This window comes from Chromobacterium sp. W521, assembly GCF_052805975.1.
On record NZ_JBRBAF010000001.1, the window covers coordinates 1 to 17633 of the forward strand.

Consider the following 17633-nt stretch of genomic DNA (forward strand, 5'->3'; position numbering starts at 1 on the left):
ACGCATGCGGTTTCTCCCGGGATGGCGGATTCGGCCGGCGCGGGCGGCGGCAACGGCACGCCCTCCCCGTCGTCGAAAATCAATTCCAGCTTGTCGGCGGCGCTCAAGCGCACGCTGCGCAAGGCGCGGTCGGCGGCGCGCGCCTCCAGCACCCCGCGGGCGATGGCCGGCATCACCCGCTGGCGGAGCAAGTCGCCCACCGCGCGGCCGCTGGCCGGGTGCCTGGCCACCGCGCGGGCGATCCAGTCCGCGGCCTCGGCGTCGGCGCGCCAAGCCAGGCCATTGGCGCTCAGGCGCAGGCCGATGTCGTCCAAAGCCTGGCGCGCGATGCCGGCCAAGGCCGGTTCGCCCAGCGGCCGGAAGGCCACTACCCGCATCCGAGCCAATAGGGCCGGCGCGAAACGGCGCTGCAAGCGTTCGCGCGCCAGCGCGTCCAGCCGGGACTGCGAGACTTCGGGCTCCGCCGCGCAAGCAGCCTCGATTTCGGCGTCGCCCAGATTGCTGGTCAGCAAAATCAGGCAGTTGCGGAAGTTGATGTGCCGCCCTTCGCCGTCCTCCATCCAGCCCTGGTCGAACACTTGGTAGAACATTTCGTGCACGTCCGGGTGGGCGCGGTCGAACTCGTCCAGCAAGAGCACGCTGTAGGGTTTCTTGCGCACCGCCTCGGTCAGCCGGCCTCCTCGGCCGTAGCCGACATAACCCGGCGGTGCGCCTTTCAGCGTGGACACGGTGTGGGCTTCCTGGAATTCGTTCATATTGAAGCGCAAGAGATTGCGCTCGCCGCCAAACAGCGCCTGCGCCAACTCAGCAGCGGTCTGACTCTTGCCGGTGCCGGTGGGGCCGGCCAGCAACATCACCGCCAGCGGCCGGCGCGGATCGCCCAGGCCGGAGTGCGCCACTTGCAGCGCCTCCACGATGGCGTCCAGGCCGCTCTCCTGGCCCCGTATCCGCTGGTTCAACCCTTCGCGCAGGGCCATCAGGCGTCTCGCCTCGTCTTGCGCCATCTGGGTGACCGGCACCTGGGTCCACTCCGACAGCACTTCGGCGATGGCGTGAGCGTCCACCCAGGGACGCACCAGCCGATCGGCCCCGCTCAGGGCTTCGGCCCGCTCAGAATCGCCGGCGCCCGCTTCCAGACCGCCCAGCCAGGCGCCCACTTCGGCGCGCTGCTCGCTCAGGGCCGCGTCCAGTTCGTCGGCGCGCGCGGCGGTGTCGGCGCGTTCCCGCTCCAGTTCCGCCGTGTCTTCCGGCGTGGACAGCCCCAGCCTCGCATCGCTGGCGCGCCAGTTCAGCGCTTGTTCCAGCGTCATGGCGCGGTGACGCAGCCGGTCCAGCGCCGCCGGCTGGCAGCTCTGGCTCATCGCCACCCGCGCGCAAGCGGTATCCAGCAGGCTGATGGCTTTGTCCGGCAACTGCCGCGCCGGCAGATAACGGCGCGACAGCGTCACCGCCGAGCGCAAGGCGGCGTCGGCGATGCGTACGCCGTGATGGCCGGCGAAGCGCGGCGCGATCATGCGCAGCATGTCCACAGCAGTGTCGTCGTCCGGCTCGTCCACCGCCACGGTCTGGAAACGGCGCACCAGGGCGGCGTCCGGCTCGATGAACTGCTTGTACTCCGCCCAGGTGGTGGCGGCCACCATGCGCAGCTGGCCGCGCGCCAACATCGGTTTGATCAGGTTGGCGGCGTCGCCGGTGCCGGCGTTGCCGCCGGCGCCGATCAGGGTATGGGTTTCGTCGCAGAACAGAATCACGGGGGCCGGGGACGCGATCACCGCGTCTATCACCGAGCGCAGCCGCTGCTCGAACTCGCCGCGCGCGCCGGCGCCGGCTTGCAGCCTGGCCACGTCCAGGGCCCAGATTTGCGCGCCGCGCAGGCCGGGCGGCACTTCGCCCCGATGAATGCGCTGAGCCAGCGCCTCGGCCACCGCGGTCTTGCCCACGCCGGCCTCGCCCACCAGGATGGGGTTGTTCTGCCGGCGCCGAGACAGCACGTCGATCACCGCGCGTAATTCGGCGTCGCGGCCTATCACCGGATCCAGCTCGCCGGCGGCCGCCTGCTCGCTCAGGCTCACCGCCCATTGCCGCAGCACCGCGCCTGGGTCGGCGGCCTCTCCGGCGGCGGCTTGCGAGACAGGCGCGTCGGACGCTTCCGGCCAAGCGCCGGCCAGCGCCTCGTAACGCTCGACAATATCGTCCAGCGACAACTTCGCCAGCGCCTGGCCCACTCTATGCTGCAGCCAGCGCCGCGTAGGCTCTTCGTCCAGCCAGGCCAGCAAGAGATGGCCGCTGCGCACCTTGGCGGCCGGCGCGGCCACCTGGCTCCAGCTGATGGCTGGCGCCACGCTGCGCTCCAGCGCCGGCGAGATGTCGCGCAGCGATTCTCCGCCGGCTTCGGCGGCCTCCAGCGCCTTGCCCACGCGTTGCAGCGCGGCGACCGGATCGCAATCCAGCGCCTCCAGCAAGAGCGCGACGTCGCCGCCGCCTCGGCGCAGCAGGCAGAGCAGCCAATGATCTAAATCCACCAGCGCGTGCCGGCGCGAGCGCCCCAACGCGGTGGCTTCCACCAAGGTGTCGTATGCGGTTGGGCCTAAGCGGCCGAAGATGCGTTCTCGGTTCACAGCGGATCCTGGAATGATTCATACACGGTGAGAGTCCGGAGCGAGACGCCGGGGCGGGACCATGCGTCCACCCCCAGGCGCATGCGCCCCACCTTGCCTGCCAGTTCCGGCCGGGTGCGGACCTGGACCTTGATGACCGGAGCGGCCCGGCCATCAGCGAAATCGGCGGCGACGGCGAACATCGCCAGCACCGCGGGCGAGCCGCGCCGCCAGCGGGCAAACTCGGAGGCGTCGATCGGCCCTATGGTGATGTCCAGCGCGTGCTGGGCGTCCCAGACCCGGCTGCCGACGCGCCAGTTTCCCAGCCGGCGCGGCCCTCCGACGCCGCGCAGCGGTATCCAGCGCCCCTGGCGCGGGGACAGGCGCACCGGCGCGCCGAAATAGCCGGCCAGGATTTTTCGCAAGTCCGCCAGCGAACGGCGCGGCGCGTGATAAGCGCCGGGATGGCTGCGACGGCAGGCGGCGGCGTGCGGGTCCAACAGAGACTCCGCGTCCGGCGCGGCGCCGGCCAATGCGGCGACGCGTTCAGCGAAGGGGTGGCGACCGCGCTCGTAGCCCAGCGCCGGGTGCATCGCCGCGCGGGCGGCGTAATGCAACCAGGCCAGATCGCCGCAAGCCAGATTGACGAAGCGTTCGAAGGCGGCGTTGCGCTCCAGCCGGCGCTCGTGCAGCGCGTGCTCGGTGATGTGCAGCGGCAAGGGGCCGTAGGGCGCGAACAGACCGAAATGGCGGCACACCACGCTGACGCGCGGCGCGGCGTCGTCCTCAGCTTCCTCCACCCTCACCCCGCTGATTTCGCCGCTGGCGAAGTGCATGTCGGCGGCCTGCTCCAGGCCCAGCCAGTCCGGCCGGCGACGCAGCCGGCTTGCCGCGGACGCGTCCGGCAAGCGCCATTGCCAGGTTTCGACGCGGCGCATCAGTTCGAAGAAAGTGCGCTGCGGGCTCAGCTCCCGGATCATCTGCTGCCGTTTCATTGCAGTTCTCCGTCTGTACGCAGGGTATTGCCGTGCCGGCTGACCAGCTCTCCGTCCAGCCGCAGGCTGACCTCGATGCCGTCGTTGAGCGTGACCGCCTGGGCCAGCGCCTGCGCCAGCAGCCGGCCGAACAGCCAGCCGCCTCGGTCCGCGTGCATCACGGCGGCAATGTCGATGTCCACCAGGGCGGCGCGCACCAGGGCTTGCGGCGAGCTCCGGCCTGCGGGCAAAAAGCCGGCTTGCAGATGCGCGGCCTTCAGGCTGTCTATGCGCTGCCGGTCCAGCGCCAGCTCCGGCTGAGCGGCCAGCCGCAGTTGTTCTGTCAGCCGCGCGCTGATGTCTTGACGGCCGGCGCCGCGCAAGCTGAGCGGATTCAAGCCGATATGGGCCACCGCTTGCCAGCAGCGCTCCTGGTCCGGGATCGGCCGCGGCGCGCTGGCAGGCCACAGGCATTCCAGCCGCGCCACCGCGCCGCCCTCGGCCCGCAGCTCCGCGGCAGGCAAGTCCTCTGGCCGCCAACCGCGATCCGCCACCAGCGCGCGCCCGGTCAGCGTGGCGATGTCGTCCAGACCGATGTCGCCGGCGCAGGCGGAAATGGTGATCAAATCGTGGCTGCCCAGTGTGTCGGGGCGCGCCTGTCGCGGGCCCTCGCTTTGGAGCGCCGGCTCGCGGCGCAACGAGTAGCGCGCCGCCGCCGGGCCGCTCTGGTAGCCGCCGGCGTCCAGAGCCGGCCGCGCTTCGCGAGAACGGCCGTTGCTATCGCACACATTGACTTCCAGCAAGCGCCACAAGTGGTGCTCCGCCGGCCGCATCCGGTCCACCGGAATCCATTGTTCGGTCTGGTTCGGGTCGTAAGGCACCGGGTCCAGCCGCTTGGGGTAGAGATTGATTGCCGGGGTGGCGAACAGACGGAACTGGTCCGCGTCGACTTCGCCTATCAAATCCAGCGGCGCCTGGCGCAAAGCCAGGATCAGCTCGAAGCCGCGCGCCGACGGCGCCCGCGCCGCCAAGGCCGCCAGCGCGTCCAATTCCACGCTGAGCAGCCGCGCCGGCTGGGCGAAGTATTCGCGCAGCAGCCGCAAGCCCGGCAAACCGCCCGCGTCGGCGGGCAGCAGCGCCTCGGCCTCGTCGGCCGCGGACAGGCGCAGGCCGCTGAGCGGCAACTCCAGCAGGACTTCGCCGCCGCGCCCGTCGTCAGCCGTGGCGTACCAGGCGCCGACGTCGGCCAACATGGCCCGGTGCAGCGCGTAAGCGCGCGGCAGATCGCCGGCCAAGCTCAATTGCAAGGGTTTGGCGCCGCCTTCCACGGCGGCCAGGTCGCCCAGCGCCACCGTGCCCTCCAGCTTGAAGCTCAGTCGCAAGGCGGCCTGGGACGAGGCCAGCCGCCGCGCCAGTTCGGCGGATATCCGGGCCAAGCCGCGGCCGCATTCCGCTCGCTCCAACCTAAGCGGCAACAGCGTCACTTCGCGCCCGGTGGAGAAAGTGACGGGCCGGGCCGCGCCCGGCAGCGTCGCCTGGATCAGCGTGCCGCGCGGCATGCTGCGGCCGCGAAAGGCCTCAGGCGAAGCAAAGTCCGGATGGAAGGCGAAACTGCTGATCGCCGGCGTGGCGCTGAGATAAAGCGGGCAGACCCGGGCCAGCGCCTGACGCGCGAATTCGGCGCATTCCAAGTCCAGCCGGGTTTGCACTCGGGCCGACAGAAAAGCCACGCCTTCCAGCAGACGCTCGACAAAGGGGTCCGCTACCGAATTTGGCCGTAAGCCGAGCGCCGGAGCGATCTGCGGATGCTCGCGGGCGAAACGCGCGCCGGCTTCGCGCAGATGGCGCAATTCATTATTGTAGTGATCGAGGAAATTCATCCGGCTACCCCTGCCTCCGCCGTGCGCGGCAGGCCAAAATAGCCGTCCAGATAGTTAAGCGTCAGGCAAAGCCGCAATGTTTCTCCGCCTTCGCGGGTCTGTGCGGCCACGTCGAAATACAGCAGTTGCCGCGCAAGCGGCCCGCTGCCGGCGCGCGCGCTCACTTCCACTCGCTCCGGGTCCAGCCTCGGCTCGAAGCGGCGGATCGCGTCGCGAATGTGAGCGCAGACGCGCGCCGGGTCGATCAGGCTGGACTTCCTCTCCGCCAGCGGCGGCCGCCCATAGTTCCACACCGAAGTCTCCAGCTGGCTGCCCGGCGCCAGCGGCAGGCGCGCGCCGCGCAGCGCGGCGTTCATCAAGTGCGCCAGATCGCGCGCGATGCTGACGGCGAGCGTCTCTCGCCCGGCGCGGGCGGACAGTTGGTCGAATAATCGTGGCGTCATGGCTGCCCGGCGCCGCCTGAGCGGCGCCGTCCCGATAGTGATAGAGAAGAAGGCCGGAAAGACCCGGCTCAAATGGCTTAAACCGCGGCGTTCAGCTTCAGGTCGTAACCGGCCTTGATCACCGCGCCCATGGTTCCGTCGTTACGCTGTTCGCGATATTCGAACTCGATCTTGGCGAAGTTGATCTTGATCTCGTCGGTGGGGAGCACGCTTTCCACATCGCCGCTGCCGTGGCCCATGATGGCGTAGGGCATATTGCCCAGCGTGCGGAACGAGGACACCAGGCCGCTGGCGAAGGTGATGATCATGAAGTCCTGCTGCCCGTTGCCGGACTTGCGGCAGATCAACTTGGCGCGCGGGATGTGCTCGCCGGTGGCGCACATCAGGAACAGCTTGGGCGAGGCCTTGTTCGAAACCATGCGGAACTCGAAGTCTTTCATTTCCACCTTGCCGGCGCCGCCGCCGCTGCCGAAGCCCCATTTACCCGAGTTCTCCTCGGCCCATTGCCAGCTTTGGATCTGGATCAGGCCCGAGTACTGCTGGTCAGTTGATTCCCCTTCGACTCCTTCAATCTGTAGAAAGTAGTCAACCAATGCATTTGCCATGTTGCGATACTCCGAAAAAAAAGTGATGGACATGTCAGACCTGAAATGGAATGCAAGCGCCGGGGCGACTCAGGTCGTTCCCGCCCCGCGCCAAACCGGCCGCCGTCAAACCCCGCTCACAGCTTCGAAAGCTGGGGAGAAACGAGCCGAAAACGCTTGAAAAAACGCAATGCGCGAGCGACGCTTGAGCCTTTGGAAACGGCTTCCAACGCGGCTTCACCAACACGCGGCGAACCTGGAGCGGCTTCTCAGCGGGCGCCCTCCTGCTTGGCCGACGGCAGTTTGGAAACCAGCCGCAGCGACACGGTCAAACCTTCCAGCTGAAAGTGCGGCCGCAGGAAGAACTGAGCGCGGTAATAACCCGGGTTGTCCGGTAGTTCATCCACCAGCACCTCGGCCGCGGACAAGGGGCGCTTGGATTTGGTGATCTCGCTGGAAATGCTCGGGTCCCCGTCCACGTAGTTCATCAGCCAGTCGTTGAGCCAGCGCTGGGTGTCTTCCCGCGACTTGAAGGAACCGATCTTGTCGCGCACGATGCACTTGAGGTAATGGGCGAAACGGCAGGTGGCGAAGATGTAGGGCAAGCGCGAGGACAGATTGGCGTTGGCGGTGGCGTCGTCGTCCTCGTACACCGCCGGACGGTGCACGGTCTTGGCGCCGATGAAGGCGGCCATGTCCGAGTTCTTGCGGTAAACCAGAGGCATCAGGCCGGATTCGGACAACTCATGTTCGCGGCGGTCGGAGATGGCGATCTCGGTGGGGCAATGCAGCTCCACTTCCTTGTCCTGCGACGGCAGCACGAACTTGGGCAACACTTCCACCGCGCCGCCGGACTCCACGCCGCGGATCTTGGTGCACCAGCCGTAGGTGCTGAAGGCGCGGGTGATGTTGGCCGCCATTGCGTAAGCGGAGTTGGCCCAGCAAAAATCGCTGGCGCGGTTGGGATCCACCTTCTCCTCGAAACCGAACTCCTCTATCGGCTGGGTCTTGGGCCCGTAGGGCACCCGCGCCAGGAAGCGCGGCAGGGTCAGCGCCAGGTAACGCGAGTCGTTGCTTTCGCGCAGCCGGCGCCAGAAGGCGTATTCGGTGGAGGTGAATATCTTGGACACGTCCCGCGGATTGCCCAATTCGCTCCAGTCGTCCATTTGCAGCAAGCTGGGCGCGGCGGCGGAGATGAAGGGCGTGTGCGCGGCGGCGGCGATCTTGGACATCTCGGTCAGCAAGGCCACATCCTGAGCGCTGTGGTCGAAGTGGTAGTCGCCAACCAGGCAGCCGAAGGGCTCGCCGCCGAACTGCCCGTACTCCTGCTCGTAGATCATCTTGAAGATCGGGCTTTGGTCCCACACCACGCCCTTATAACGGCGCAGGGTCTTGCCCAGCTCTTTCTTCGACACGTTCAGGTAGCGGATTTTCAGGTTCTCCGTGGTGTCGGTGTTGGAGACCAGGTAATGCAGGCCGCGCCAGGCGCCTTCCAGCTTCTGGAAATGCTCGTTGTGCAATACCAGGGTGAGCTGTTCCGAGATCTTCCGATCCAGTTCGGCCACCAGTTGCTCCACCGTCTGCGCCACGTCTTCGCGCACCACAACCCGGCTGCGGCGCGCATAGGCCAGCAAGGTCTGTACCGCGCTTTGCACCGCTTCGGCGGCTTCATTGGTGCGCGGTCGGAAAGAACGGCGCAGGATGTCCTTCAATCCGTCGTCTACCGTCGTTTCGGTCTGCCCGGCCGCGGCCGGCGCCAGCATCTCGGCGTGGGTGCTCATTTCGCCTCCCCGTCGGCTTGGACCGCGTCGCCCGGCGCGGCGGCGTCGTCCGCGGGCAAATGCAGGTCTTTCAGCAGCTGCTCGATCAACTCTTCGGCCGCCACCTTGCCGTCCATATAGGTCAACAATTCCTTCAACTGGCTGCGCGCATCCAACAACACCGCCAGTTCAGGGATCTTTTTCACCACTTCGGCCGGCTCGAAAGACTCCATGGAATCGAAGCTCAAGTCGATCGGGATCAAGGTTCCGTCGTCGGTGATCACGTTCTTCACGTGGTAGCTGAGTTCCGGCGCAATCTGCGCCATCCGCAGGTCGAAGTTCTCCACGTCGATTTCGGTAAAACGACGGTCTTCTACCGCGCCCAGCGGCTCGGTGTTGTCGCCGGACAAGTCCGCCAACACCCCGGCCACAAAGGGCAGCTCCACTTTTTTCTGCGAACCGTAAACTTCCACGTCGTATTCGATTTGCACGCGGGGCGCACGACTTTCCCCGATGAACTTCTGCGCATCCTTCTGTCGCGCCATGGCATATGTCCTTTCCCTGATATTGGTTGACTACCCTTGTGAAGACCGGGGGCGATCCAATTTCGCCACCAGCGCATCCGATTCGGCGAACAACTCCGCCATCAACTCCTCAAAACCCGCGCCCAACATCCTCTTGGCGCGCAGCAAAAAAATCGGCGCCGGATGTCCTGGCTCGTGTTCGCGGAAATACGCGACGATCAAGTCCAGCGCCGCCGCCACCTCCTCCCGGCTCTTTAAGGCGCCGGCAGGCAGCGCCCTTGCCGCCGGGGCCGCCTCGCTCAAGGCGGGCGCCTCATCGGGGAGCGCGGCTAACGCCGGCGTCAGCGCGGCTTCCAGCTCGTCCAGCAAGGCGATCAGACCGGCGCAGTCAAACTGCTCGGCAAAACCTTCGCTCTCGCTCAGCGCCGTCAAGCCCGCCAGGCCGGCGCGCAGCCGGGACAGGTCCCGCAGCGCACGCTCCCGCGCCGCCGGCCCGGCTGCGGCGGGGTCCTTGGCCAATTGACCGACACTGACCTCGCTGTCCGCGCTTAGCCGGCTGTGCGCCAGTTGATGCAGGAAGGCCGGCCCGCACAGCCAGGCCAGATGCAAGGCATGGGTTTCGCCCGCCGGCGCGTCCGGCTGACCGGCCGGGCGGATATTTTCCAGCGGCTGCGCCGCTATCGCTCCCAACGCCGCCAAGCCTTCCGCCGCGCCGGCCAGCCCTCTCTGAGCCACCGCCGCGCGCAGCAGCCACACCCCTACCCGCACATCGGCCGCCTTGCTCAGCAAAGTGCGGCACGCGCTTTCCACGCTGGTCCAATGGAAGGGTTCCGCGCCCTTGCGCAGAGGAACGTGGCCCACCGCGTCGTATTCGCAGATCGCGGCGTCGACGCGGGCAAAATCGGCGTCGAAATCCAACTCGTCCAAGACTGGACTTTCCGGCAAGGCGATATCAGCGATGGCGTAACTCATGGTTTCAGCGTTCATGGCGAAAGTTTGATCCCGGCTGCTGCCCTGCATAGGGCAGTCTCAATATTTTGAATAAGGCGCCGATAAATACCTGGCCCTCTTTCTCAAAAACTCGAGAACAAAGTTATAAGCAAACGCTTGAGCCTGTCCAAACAAAAAGGCCAACGATTGGCTTGCGGAAAAACAGAGGGGAAATGGAAAAAAATCGCACGGCAATACAAATGCATGCCACGCTTTTCATGACAGACGCGCATGCGTGCCATCAGCGAATGGCTTAGCGGACCCTTGAAGACAAGGCTTGCCGAAGGGGTGGCGGGAGACAAAGAAGACAAGACAGGAATGCTGCGAAAAGTTTAATCGCAGTCTATTTTCAAGGAGGCTTTAAAAACATACGCCTCGTTCACAAGCTGCGGATTTTATTTGCACTTTCTTCGGAGAAAGGCGGACGCGCGCTTGCGCGGGCCCGGCATGCTTGCGTGCCGGCCCGCATAGCCTCGGCCTTTATCTTCATCCGTATTGCGGGCCCTCTAAAAAATGGTGAGACAGGCTTGGGCAATGTGAAAAATACATACTTATTAGTATAATTTTGAGAAAAGTTTTTTATATTATGATTTACTTAGTGTAAATTGGCATAAACTCACGAATTGCTGAAAACTTGCCTCGCATTTCGGTTTTATTAAGCCAATACTTAAAAAATCGATGTACCCCAGCTTGTGCCCCGCTCAAAAGCGCAAGGTGCAAATTCACATTCCGGTCAAACATTGTTGCATTTGATACACAAAACCCACCGACTGGGAATGGCGCCATTTTTGCACGTTAGCATATTTAGATGATTGGGCACGTCTTAAGGCCTTATCGGCATAAATCAAAAACAAGATTAGGGTTATCCCTAATCTTGCACAATAAAATAAACGATTGTTTAATTTTGAAAGTGTTTAGATATTTTTATTAAAATTCTTGCCGGCGATCAAAATAATAAACCCCGTCATTGACGGGGTTTATTATTGCCAGCAATCGCCTATTAGATTTGCGTTCAGACCTAATCCAGCACACGATCACGTTTTTTCAAGCAAACTCGCCGGCCTCCAGCGACTTGCCCACCAAGCGCTCACGCAGATCGAGAATTTCCTTGACCAGAGCCGCGCGTAGTTCCAGTACCAAAGCCAGCAAAGTGGCCATGCGCCGGCGCGGCTCCAGCTTAGCCAGATCTTTGGGTTTCATTTGCCGCCCTTCCGCCGCCAGCTTGCCCATTCGCTGTTGCGACACCAGGTTCTGCAAGCCCGTAGGCAGCGATAAGGCATCTATCGCCTTCAGCTTTTCCAGATTCTGCAGCATCCGCAGCAAAGCCGCGCGCGCCTGCAAAACAATGGCCACCAGCATGGCCATGCGCCGCTGCGGCTCAAGCTCGGCCAGGTCATGACAACTCATGCCGTCGCCCGAGCGCGCCCACTCCAGCATCCGTCTCGGCCCCACCAACTGAGTCAAATTCGAAGGCAAGGCCAAGGCTTCCACCACCCTTAAGCGCTCCAGTTGCGGCGCGGCGCCGCGCGCGCGCTCAGAATTCAGCCGCAGCCAGGCCAATGTCGTCAGCTTTCCGCCCTCCCTCAACTCCAGCAAAGCATCCAGCCGTTCGCGCTGGCCGGCGCTCAAAGCGTCGTTAAGCCGAGCGTAGACTTGACGCGAGCCCAAGGTCAGCGCGGCCGCGCAACTGCGGTCTATCACCCCGATGCTCGGCAAAACAATGCGGCGCTCGCGCAACCAGGACACCATCGCTTGCGCCAAGGTCAACGCCTGGTCGGTTTGATTGGCCAGCCTGGTCAGATGGCGCAATGCCGCCTGGCCGTCCTCGGCTCGGTAAGGTCTCAAGCCCAGATAAGCGTAAAGCTTGACCAGATGTTCGCGCCGGGTCTGATCGCGGGTGGCGTAGCGATCCCAGTCCGACTCCTTTGCCCCCAATGCGGCCGCCACCCGCCGCAATAGCCGGGGAGCCGGCTGGCAGCCCTCGTCCAAAGCGATGCCCGGGTGGCGCAGATAGCACAGCAGTACAGCCACCCCCAGCCGATTGGCGCTACCGCGGTGCTGCTGGATCAAGGCGAAATCCTGTTCGCTGAAAGCGGTTAACTGATTTAGCTCGTATTCGTCCTCTGGAGGCTCCAGCAAGCTGGCGCGCTCCAATGGCGAGAGCAACGGACGTCTTGGCATGATTCTCTTCCCCTGGCCTTGGCCAATGTGTGCTGCGCCGGACAGGCAGCCCGCCGGCGGTGTCACCATGCTCCCCGCTCTGGCGGCGGTATGGAGCCCTTAGAACCTGTTCAAAGCCTGCTGCGCGTCTGCGATACGGCGGTAAAAACCGCTTCGAAATGCTCATGCATCTTGATGTACGCTCCGCATTCTCATCCGTTCCGCCTTGTCTCGCGCTAGCTTGCGGGCCTTTGAACAGGTTCTTACCGCCCGCCGTCGCGGGCATGACGCCAGCGACGAAAGGGCTAATTAAAACATTTTGAAGATATGCTTTCTTCTATGGTAAGCAAATATTTGTGATAGCTAGTATCGGGTGGAGTTCCCAAACTTATGCCATTTTCTTATGGCGAGATATGTATTAATCATTCGACACTTATTTATTCATGAATAAAATGACATTGGGTTTAACCGAACAGCGCCAGGCCATGAAAAAACCCGCCGGCGGCGGGCTGTGCGACTGGCGGTTTTAACGCCGAGTCAGGCATCTCACAAGCGGTATTGCGATAGGGTGGCGATCTGTTCCTTGGCCAACCGGTCCAGTTGCTGCGCGCTGCTAGCGGTTTCCTGCGCCGCTGAGCTGGCTTCCTCCGACATCTGGGCAATGCTTTCCACCTGCACCGCGATATTGTTGGTTGCGCTGCCCTGCTCCTTGATCGCCGCGGAAATCTCGCTCACCATGCGCACGGTGTCGCCGGTTGCGCCCCCTATCTGACGGATGGCGGTATCCGCGTCATCCGCCCTCTCCACACTGTTTTTCACAAGATCTTCCGCGGTTTGCATCTGGGTGCTGGCCTGGCGCGAGCGCTCCTGCATCGCCGACAAGGTGCTGGAAATTTCCTGAGTGGAACTGGTGGTGCGCTCCGCCAGCATGCGCACCTCGTCCGCCACAACCGCGAAGCCACGCCCCATCTCGCCGGCGCGCGCCGCCTCTATAGACGCGTTCAGCGCCAACAGATTGGTCTGATCGGCAATGTCCTTGATCACACTGACCACGGCATTGACCTGGCCGCTGAATTTTTCCAGTTCGCGAATGCTGCCGGCGGCTTCATCCACCGCCCGAGAGATTTGACGGATATCGTTGATGGTCTGGCTGATGGTGGTGGAGCCCTCCATCGCCATGGTGCCGGCGGAGCTGGCCAAGCTATGGGTTTCCTGTGCGCGGTCGGCCACATGGTTGACGCTGACCGTCATCTGTTCGATGGTGGCCGCCACATTAGCCGAAGAGCTGCTTTGGGACGCTGCCGCCGTGGCCACTTGCTCGGCAGTCTGGTTCAGCGCCTGAGAAGCGCCGGCCACCTCCTGGGCGCCTGACAGAATGGCGCCGAGATTTTGCTGCAAGCGGCCCAGCAAATCATTGAAGGCGCTGGCGGTTACGCCGATCTCATCCATGCGCGCCACCGGAGCGCGACGGGTGAAATCCAGCTGTGCGCTGACCTGTTGGATGGTGTCTTGTATCTGCGCCAGGCCGCGGCGGATCACCGAGAGCACCTGACCGCCCAACAAGGCAACCAGCGCCACCACGAGCGCAATGAAACCGGCCATCATCCAGAGTGTGCGCTGAGAGGCGGCTTCGTTCGCCTTCTGGATTTCGGCGGCCACTTGCATATTGAAGGCAACGTGCGCGTCAATCGCCTTGCGAAACGCTTTGGTGCTCACCCCTATCGCTCCGCTGATGAACTCCTTATTGGTCGCGGCGATATCATTGGTGTTGGAGATGGCGAATAATTTCTGTCTGCCTTCTCGCAGTTGCGCCAAGGTGCGAAGGTCTTCATCCAGCAGTTTGCGGTCGCGCTCATCGTAAACGTCGCTCTTGCCGTAAGTGTCGAAGGCGCTGTCCAGTACCTGGTCTGCTTGCTTGACCATGTCCTCGGCCGCCCGCTTGTCTTCCGGCCGGCTGGCCAATACATGGCGGATAATCCCGCTACGCATATCGATGAAGCCGCTAGTCGCCTTGTTCAGGTCTCGCACGCTGGGAATCAGATTGCCCAAGGCATCGTCGAAACGATGCTTGGCCTGTTGTTGTTCCCACAGGCCGTAGCCGCCTACAGCCAGCACCGCCAGCAAGCTGGCCGACAGCAGCATTACTATTCTTTGCACAATCGTCATCAACGCTCTCCTCTGTTTTTACCGCGCATGCCAGGATGGACGGCTTCCATGCGATCACTATAGGCGATTGAGCCGGCAAACCGACGGGTAACGCGGATTCATGCATTTGGGAACTTCTGTCCATGCCAACCAATCTCACCCCACCAATAGTGATTAATATAGTCAGTTTCACCCGGACACATGGCCTCAAGGGAGAACCGAATGTTTGAATCCTGGATCCGTTTTTCCGTACTCCTGTCTATAGGAGTGACTGTGCTGTCGCTGGCCATCACCGGCTTTCTGCTGTTTCGTTCTTTCGACTGGACCTCGCAACTGCGCGGCCTGCCCGGTCCATGGCAGCGCGAAAGCGTGAAAGACGGTATCCGGCTCAATGCCGACGTGCTGTCAATCCGCCAAACCGGCTTGCTGGTCAACCAAGTGCCTATGATGCGTTTGGAATTGAAAGTATGGCAGGACGGCTTTAGCCGGGAACTGACGATTGAACAACTGATAGACTTGGGCAATATGCCGCGAGCAGGTGAGAAAGTGGAAATCATGGTGGACCGCCATGATCCGTCTCGCGCTTCTTATCTGCGCTTGGCGCCGGCGGGAGACGCGCCGGCAACGCGTTTCCCCTAGAACGGTTTACGATTTTTCGTGCCAAGCCGAGACAAGGCGGAAACGGCTGAGAAAACGACGCGCGCCACGCTTCACAACGCACGGCAGATCGTAAACAGGTTCCGATAGATCGGGTTTGACGCGGCGCTAGGCCCGAGTCGATTTTCGCGGCCGCCTGGCGCGCCGCTGCAATAGTTCTTCCAACTGAGCGCTGATTTCCAGCGACGCCTTCACGCCCAGCCCCTGTTGCAGCGCGTCGCGCTGCGGCGGCGCGGCCTGGGCGAACAGCATGGTCTCCCTCAGCAAGGCGTTCATCGAATCCAGCCCACCCTGAGCATGCGTTTGCAAGCGCGCGTTGATGCGGCGCAGGCTGTCGGCCACGTCGATGGAATCCGTGACCGCGCTGTTCAGCCGCATCAGCTGCCCTATTTTCAGGTAGTCCTGCAACTTGATGGCGCCGCTTTGGCTCATGGTCAGCACCAGGCCTTCGATGATTCTCTCCAGCGCGGCTTGCCGCGCAACCAGCATCTCCAGAATGTCATCCATATCCACTCCTCAATATCAGGCGCGTCAAAGGCAGACTAACAAGTAAACAGTTTTAAATACATATTAATTTAGACCAGTTTACGCATCTGCTTTATCACGCCGGGTTTTTATCGGCTTATGGCATCAAATATTCAATATGGGAAACGGGTTTGGCAAGCGAAATACCGCAAGGCTCAGGCATTGTCAGCCTGGCTGTCGCCAAATTGCGTCGCGGCGACAAACAAAAAAGCGGCGGGCAATGCCCGCCGCCACTCGGAAATTGAATCCCTATTACATTAAATTCTGCTCGGCCACGTTCAGGTTCAAGTCAATCATCTGCTCGCTGCCGCTCCGCTCCGCTCCCGCCTTGCCGTCCAGCCGATCGGCCTCGATCGCGTCCAGATAGGCCGGCGTGATATCGCCGGTAATGTACTCGCCGTTGAAGCAGGAGGTTTCGTAGCTGCTCAGCTTGGGATTGACGCTGCTGACCGCCTCTTCCAGCGCGGACAAATCCTGATAGATCACCGCATCGGCGCCGATTTCTTCCGCGATTTCGGCCTCGTTGCGGCCCGTCGCCAGCAGTTCCGCGCGAGTCGGCATATCGATGCCGTAGACGTTGGGGAAACGCACCGCCGGGGCGGCCGAGGCGAAATACACCTTCTTGGCGCCGGCGTCGCGCGCCATCTGCACGATTTCCTTGGAGGTGGTGCCGCGCACGATGGAGTCGTCCACCAGCAGCACGTTGCGGCCCTTGAACTCGCAGGCCACCGGATTGAGCTTCTGACGTACCGATTTCTTGCGCACCGCCTGGCCCGGCATGATGAAGGTGCGGCCGATATAGCGATTCTTGATGAAGCCTTCGCGGTACGGCAGGCCCAGGTGGTTGGCCAACTGCAAAGCGCTGGGGCGACTGGTGTCCGGGATGGGCATGACTACGTCGATGTCCAGTTCCGGCAAGGCGCGGCGGATTTTCTCCGCCAGCTTCTCGCCCATCACGATGCGCGCCTGGTAGACCGAGGCGCCGTCAATCACCGAATCCGGCCGCGCGAAGTACACGTATTCGAACAGGCAAGGCGCGTGGCGGGTGTCGCTGGCGCAGCTGCGGGCGTGGAATTCGCCGTCGAAGCCGACGAACACTCCCTCGCCCGGCTGCACGTCGCGCAGCAGGTTGAAACCGGAACAGTCCAGCGCCACGGACTCGGACGCGAACATGTATTCGGTCTTGCCGTTATTGACGCAAGTGCCTATCACCAGCGGGCGGATGCCGTTGGGATCGCGGAAGGCCACCAGGCCGTAACCGGCGATCATCGCCACCACCGCATAGGCGCCGCGCACGCGGCGATGCACCGCTTCGATGGCGCCGAACACCGCGTCCACGTTCAACTCGTTGCCGCTGAGCCGCTGGGTCAACTCGTGGGCGAACACGTTCAACAGCACCTCGGAGTCGGAGTTGGTGTTGATGTGGCGCAGATCGTGGCGGAACATGTCCGCTTTGAGCTCTTCGGTATTGGTCAGGTTGCCGTTGTGCGCCAGCACAATGCCAAACGGCGAATTGACGTAGAACGGCTGCGCCTCGGCCAGGCAGGAGGCGGAGCCCGCTGTGGGATAGCGCACGTGGGCGATGCCGGCGGTGCCCAGCAGGGAGCGCATATTGCGGGTGCGGAACACATCTCGCACCATGCCGCTGCCCTTGTGCATGTGAAAGGTCTTGCCATTGGTGGTCACGATGCCGGCGGCGTCCTGACCTCGATGTTGCAGCACCTGCAAACCGTCATACAGCAACTGGTTGACCGGAGCCTGACCGACCACGCCTAGAATTCCACACATCTTTTGCTCTCTTCCCTACAACTAAAGAAACGGACAAAAAAACAAGACAAAGAAAAAGGCGGAATCTTGAAGTGAAGATATCAAGATATTCCGCCTTGTTCACCAGCTACCCGGTGTAGTGGAGGTTATCGGCCAGCATCGCCGGTAACCAGGGCCTTAATGATAAGGCCACCGATTCAAATGGCGCCGAGAGCACGGCATTCCTCCACATGGGTTGTCGCGGCAGATCGCTCAAGCCGCCCACCAAAACCAGGGCCGTCACCAGCACCAGCCCGCGAGCCAGGCCGAACACCGCCCCAAACAATCGATTGATCCCGCCCAGGCCCACACTGTCCAGCATGCCGGTCAGCGTGACCCGCAGCAAGGCCGTGGCCAGCCAGGCCAGGAAAAACACCGCTACGAAACCCGCCACCAGCCGCAAGCCTTCCGAACTGAGTTCGCCGGGCAAAAACGCCGACACCACAGGCGAAAACTGCTTGGCGCACCAGAAAGCGATCAGCCAGGAGCCCAGCGACAGCACTTCGGCCACCAAGCCGCGCATCATCGCCACGAGAATGGAGCCGGCGATGATGGCGATGGCAATATAGTCGAAGATGGTCATGACGG

The 17633-nt window shown here is 63.0% G+C and carries 14 protein-coding genes; 1 reads left to right on the forward strand and 13 read right to left on the reverse strand.

Features of this window, described 5'->3' with window-relative positions; translation table 11 throughout:
* From tssH to ACUXV1_RS00050, 10 genes are all read right to left on the reverse strand, one after another.
* Positions 1-2618: type VI secretion system ATPase TssH (tssH, locus tag ACUXV1_RS00005; protein WP_446014476.1), on the reverse strand; the 2618-nt coding region annotated here is incomplete at its 3' end.
* On the reverse strand, positions 2615-3592 hold the full coding sequence (locus ACUXV1_RS00010) for a type VI secretion system baseplate subunit TssG (RefSeq protein WP_446014475.1): 978 nt from the start codon (positions 3590-3592) through the stop codon (positions 2615-2617). The genes tssH and ACUXV1_RS00010, both read right to left, overlap by 4 nt.
* Complete coding sequence (gene tssF / locus ACUXV1_RS00015) at positions 3589-5451, reverse strand: type VI secretion system baseplate subunit TssF (protein ID WP_446014474.1); 1863 nt, start codon at positions 5449-5451, stop codon at positions 3589-3591. The genes ACUXV1_RS00010 and tssF overlap by 4 nt, the downstream gene beginning before the upstream one ends.
* Positions 5448-5894 (reverse strand): type VI secretion system baseplate subunit TssE, encoded by a 447-nt coding sequence (locus ACUXV1_RS00020; protein WP_043631825.1) that lies wholly within the window; start codon positions 5892-5894, stop codon positions 5448-5450. Before ACUXV1_RS00020 ends, tssF begins: the two co-directional genes overlap by 4 nt.
* A gap of 77 nt (positions 5895-5971) precedes the next feature.
* Positions 5972-6499 (reverse strand): Hcp family type VI secretion system effector, encoded by a 528-nt coding sequence (locus ACUXV1_RS00025; protein WP_039755389.1) that lies wholly within the window; start codon positions 6497-6499, stop codon positions 5972-5974.
* Positions 6500-6747: 248 nt separating this feature from the next.
* Complete coding sequence (gene tssC, locus ACUXV1_RS00030; protein WP_114152925.1) at positions 6748-8259, reverse strand: type VI secretion system contractile sheath large subunit; 1512 nt, start codon at positions 8257-8259, stop codon at positions 6748-6750.
* Entirely contained in the window at positions 8256-8783 is a 528-nt protein-coding gene (gene tssB / locus ACUXV1_RS00035) for a type VI secretion system contractile sheath small subunit (protein ID WP_019102291.1), read from the reverse strand. The genes tssC and tssB overlap by 4 nt, the downstream gene beginning before the upstream one ends.
* Positions 8784-8813: 30 nt before the next feature.
* Entirely contained in the window at positions 8814-9749 is a 936-nt protein-coding gene (locus ACUXV1_RS00040) for a type VI secretion system ImpA family N-terminal domain-containing protein (protein WP_446014472.1), read from the reverse strand.
* Positions 9750-10796: 1047 nt separating this feature from the next.
* Positions 10797-11933 carry a DUF4158 domain-containing protein gene (locus ACUXV1_RS00045; RefSeq protein ID WP_162179183.1) on the reverse strand — a complete coding sequence of 379 codons (1137 nt, stop codon included), beginning with the start codon at positions 11931-11933 and terminating at the stop codon, positions 10797-10799.
* A gap of 525 nt (positions 11934-12458) precedes the next feature.
* Positions 12459-14078 (reverse strand): methyl-accepting chemotaxis protein, encoded by a 1620-nt coding sequence (locus ACUXV1_RS00050; RefSeq protein ID WP_446014471.1) that lies wholly within the window; start codon positions 14076-14078, stop codon positions 12459-12461.
* 201 nt (positions 14079-14279) lie between these two features.
* Between ACUXV1_RS00050 and ACUXV1_RS00055 the strand changes: the two genes are divergently transcribed.
* On the forward strand, positions 14280-14696 hold the full coding sequence (locus ACUXV1_RS00055; RefSeq protein ID WP_196783766.1) for a hypothetical protein: 417 nt from the start codon (positions 14280-14282) through the stop codon (positions 14694-14696).
* A 126-nt stretch (positions 14697-14822) separates the two neighbouring features.
* On the opposite strand, the gene ACUXV1_RS00060 is transcribed toward ACUXV1_RS00055, so the two are convergent.
* The 3 genes from ACUXV1_RS00060 to ACUXV1_RS00070 form a co-directional block, all read right to left on the reverse strand.
* Positions 14823-15221, reverse strand: coding sequence for a hypothetical protein (locus ACUXV1_RS00060; RefSeq protein ID WP_043631820.1), 399 nt, complete (start codon positions 15219-15221; stop codon positions 14823-14825).
* A 270-nt stretch (positions 15222-15491) separates the two neighbouring features.
* The gene (gene purF / locus ACUXV1_RS00065; RefSeq protein ID WP_081555775.1) at positions 15492-17027 is read right to left on the reverse strand and encodes an amidophosphoribosyltransferase; all 1536 of its coding nucleotides are present in this window, start codon (positions 17025-17027) and stop codon (positions 15492-15494) included.
* Positions 17028-17133: 106 nt separating this feature from the next.
* A complete protein-coding gene (locus ACUXV1_RS00070; RefSeq protein ID WP_019102285.1) occupies positions 17134-17628 on the reverse strand; it encodes a CvpA family protein in 495 nt (164 codons plus the stop codon).
* Positions 17629-17633 lie beyond the last annotated feature (5 nt).

Coding starts and splice junctions, on each gene's coding strand:
- ACUXV1_RS00010 (WP_446014475.1), bottom strand. CDS start 3,592: ATGAAACGGCAGCAGATGATCCGGGAGCTGAGCCCGCAGCGCACTTTC.
- tssF (WP_446014474.1), bottom strand. CDS start 5,451: ATGAATTTCCTCGATCACTACAATAATGAATTGCGCCATCTGCGCGAA.
- ACUXV1_RS00020 (WP_043631825.1), bottom strand. CDS start 5,894: ATGACGCCACGATTATTCGACCAACTGTCCGCCCGCGCCGGGCGAGAG.
- ACUXV1_RS00025 (WP_039755389.1), bottom strand. CDS start 6,499: ATGGCAAATGCATTGGTTGACTACTTTCTACAGATTGAAGGAGTCGAA.
- tssC (WP_114152925.1), bottom strand. CDS start 8,259: ATGAGCACCCACGCCGAGATGCTGGCGCCGGCCGCGGCCGGGCAGACC.
- tssB (WP_019102291.1), bottom strand. CDS start 8,783: ATGGCGCGACAGAAGGATGCGCAGAAGTTCATCGGGGAAAGTCGTGCG.
- ACUXV1_RS00040 (WP_446014472.1), bottom strand. CDS start 9,749: ATGAACGCTGAAACCATGAGTTACGCCATCGCTGATATCGCCTTGCCG.
- ACUXV1_RS00045 (WP_162179183.1), bottom strand. CDS start 11,933: ATGCCAAGACGTCCGTTGCTCTCGCCATTGGAGCGCGCCAGCTTGCTG.
- ACUXV1_RS00050 (WP_446014471.1), bottom strand. CDS start 14,078: ATGACGATTGTGCAAAGAATAGTAATGCTGCTGTCGGCCAGCTTGCTG.
- ACUXV1_RS00055 (WP_196783766.1), top strand. CDS start 14,280: ATGTTTGAATCCTGGATCCGTTTTTCCGTACTCCTGTCTATAGGAGTG.
- ACUXV1_RS00060 (WP_043631820.1), bottom strand. CDS start 15,221: ATGGATGACATTCTGGAGATGCTGGTTGCGCGGCAAGCCGCGCTGGAG.
- purF (WP_081555775.1), bottom strand. CDS start 17,027: ATGTGTGGAATTCTAGGCGTGGTCGGTCAGGCTCCGGTCAACCAGTTG.
- ACUXV1_RS00070 (WP_019102285.1), bottom strand. CDS start 17,628: ATGACCATCTTCGACTATATTGCCATCGCCATCATCGCCGGCTCCATT.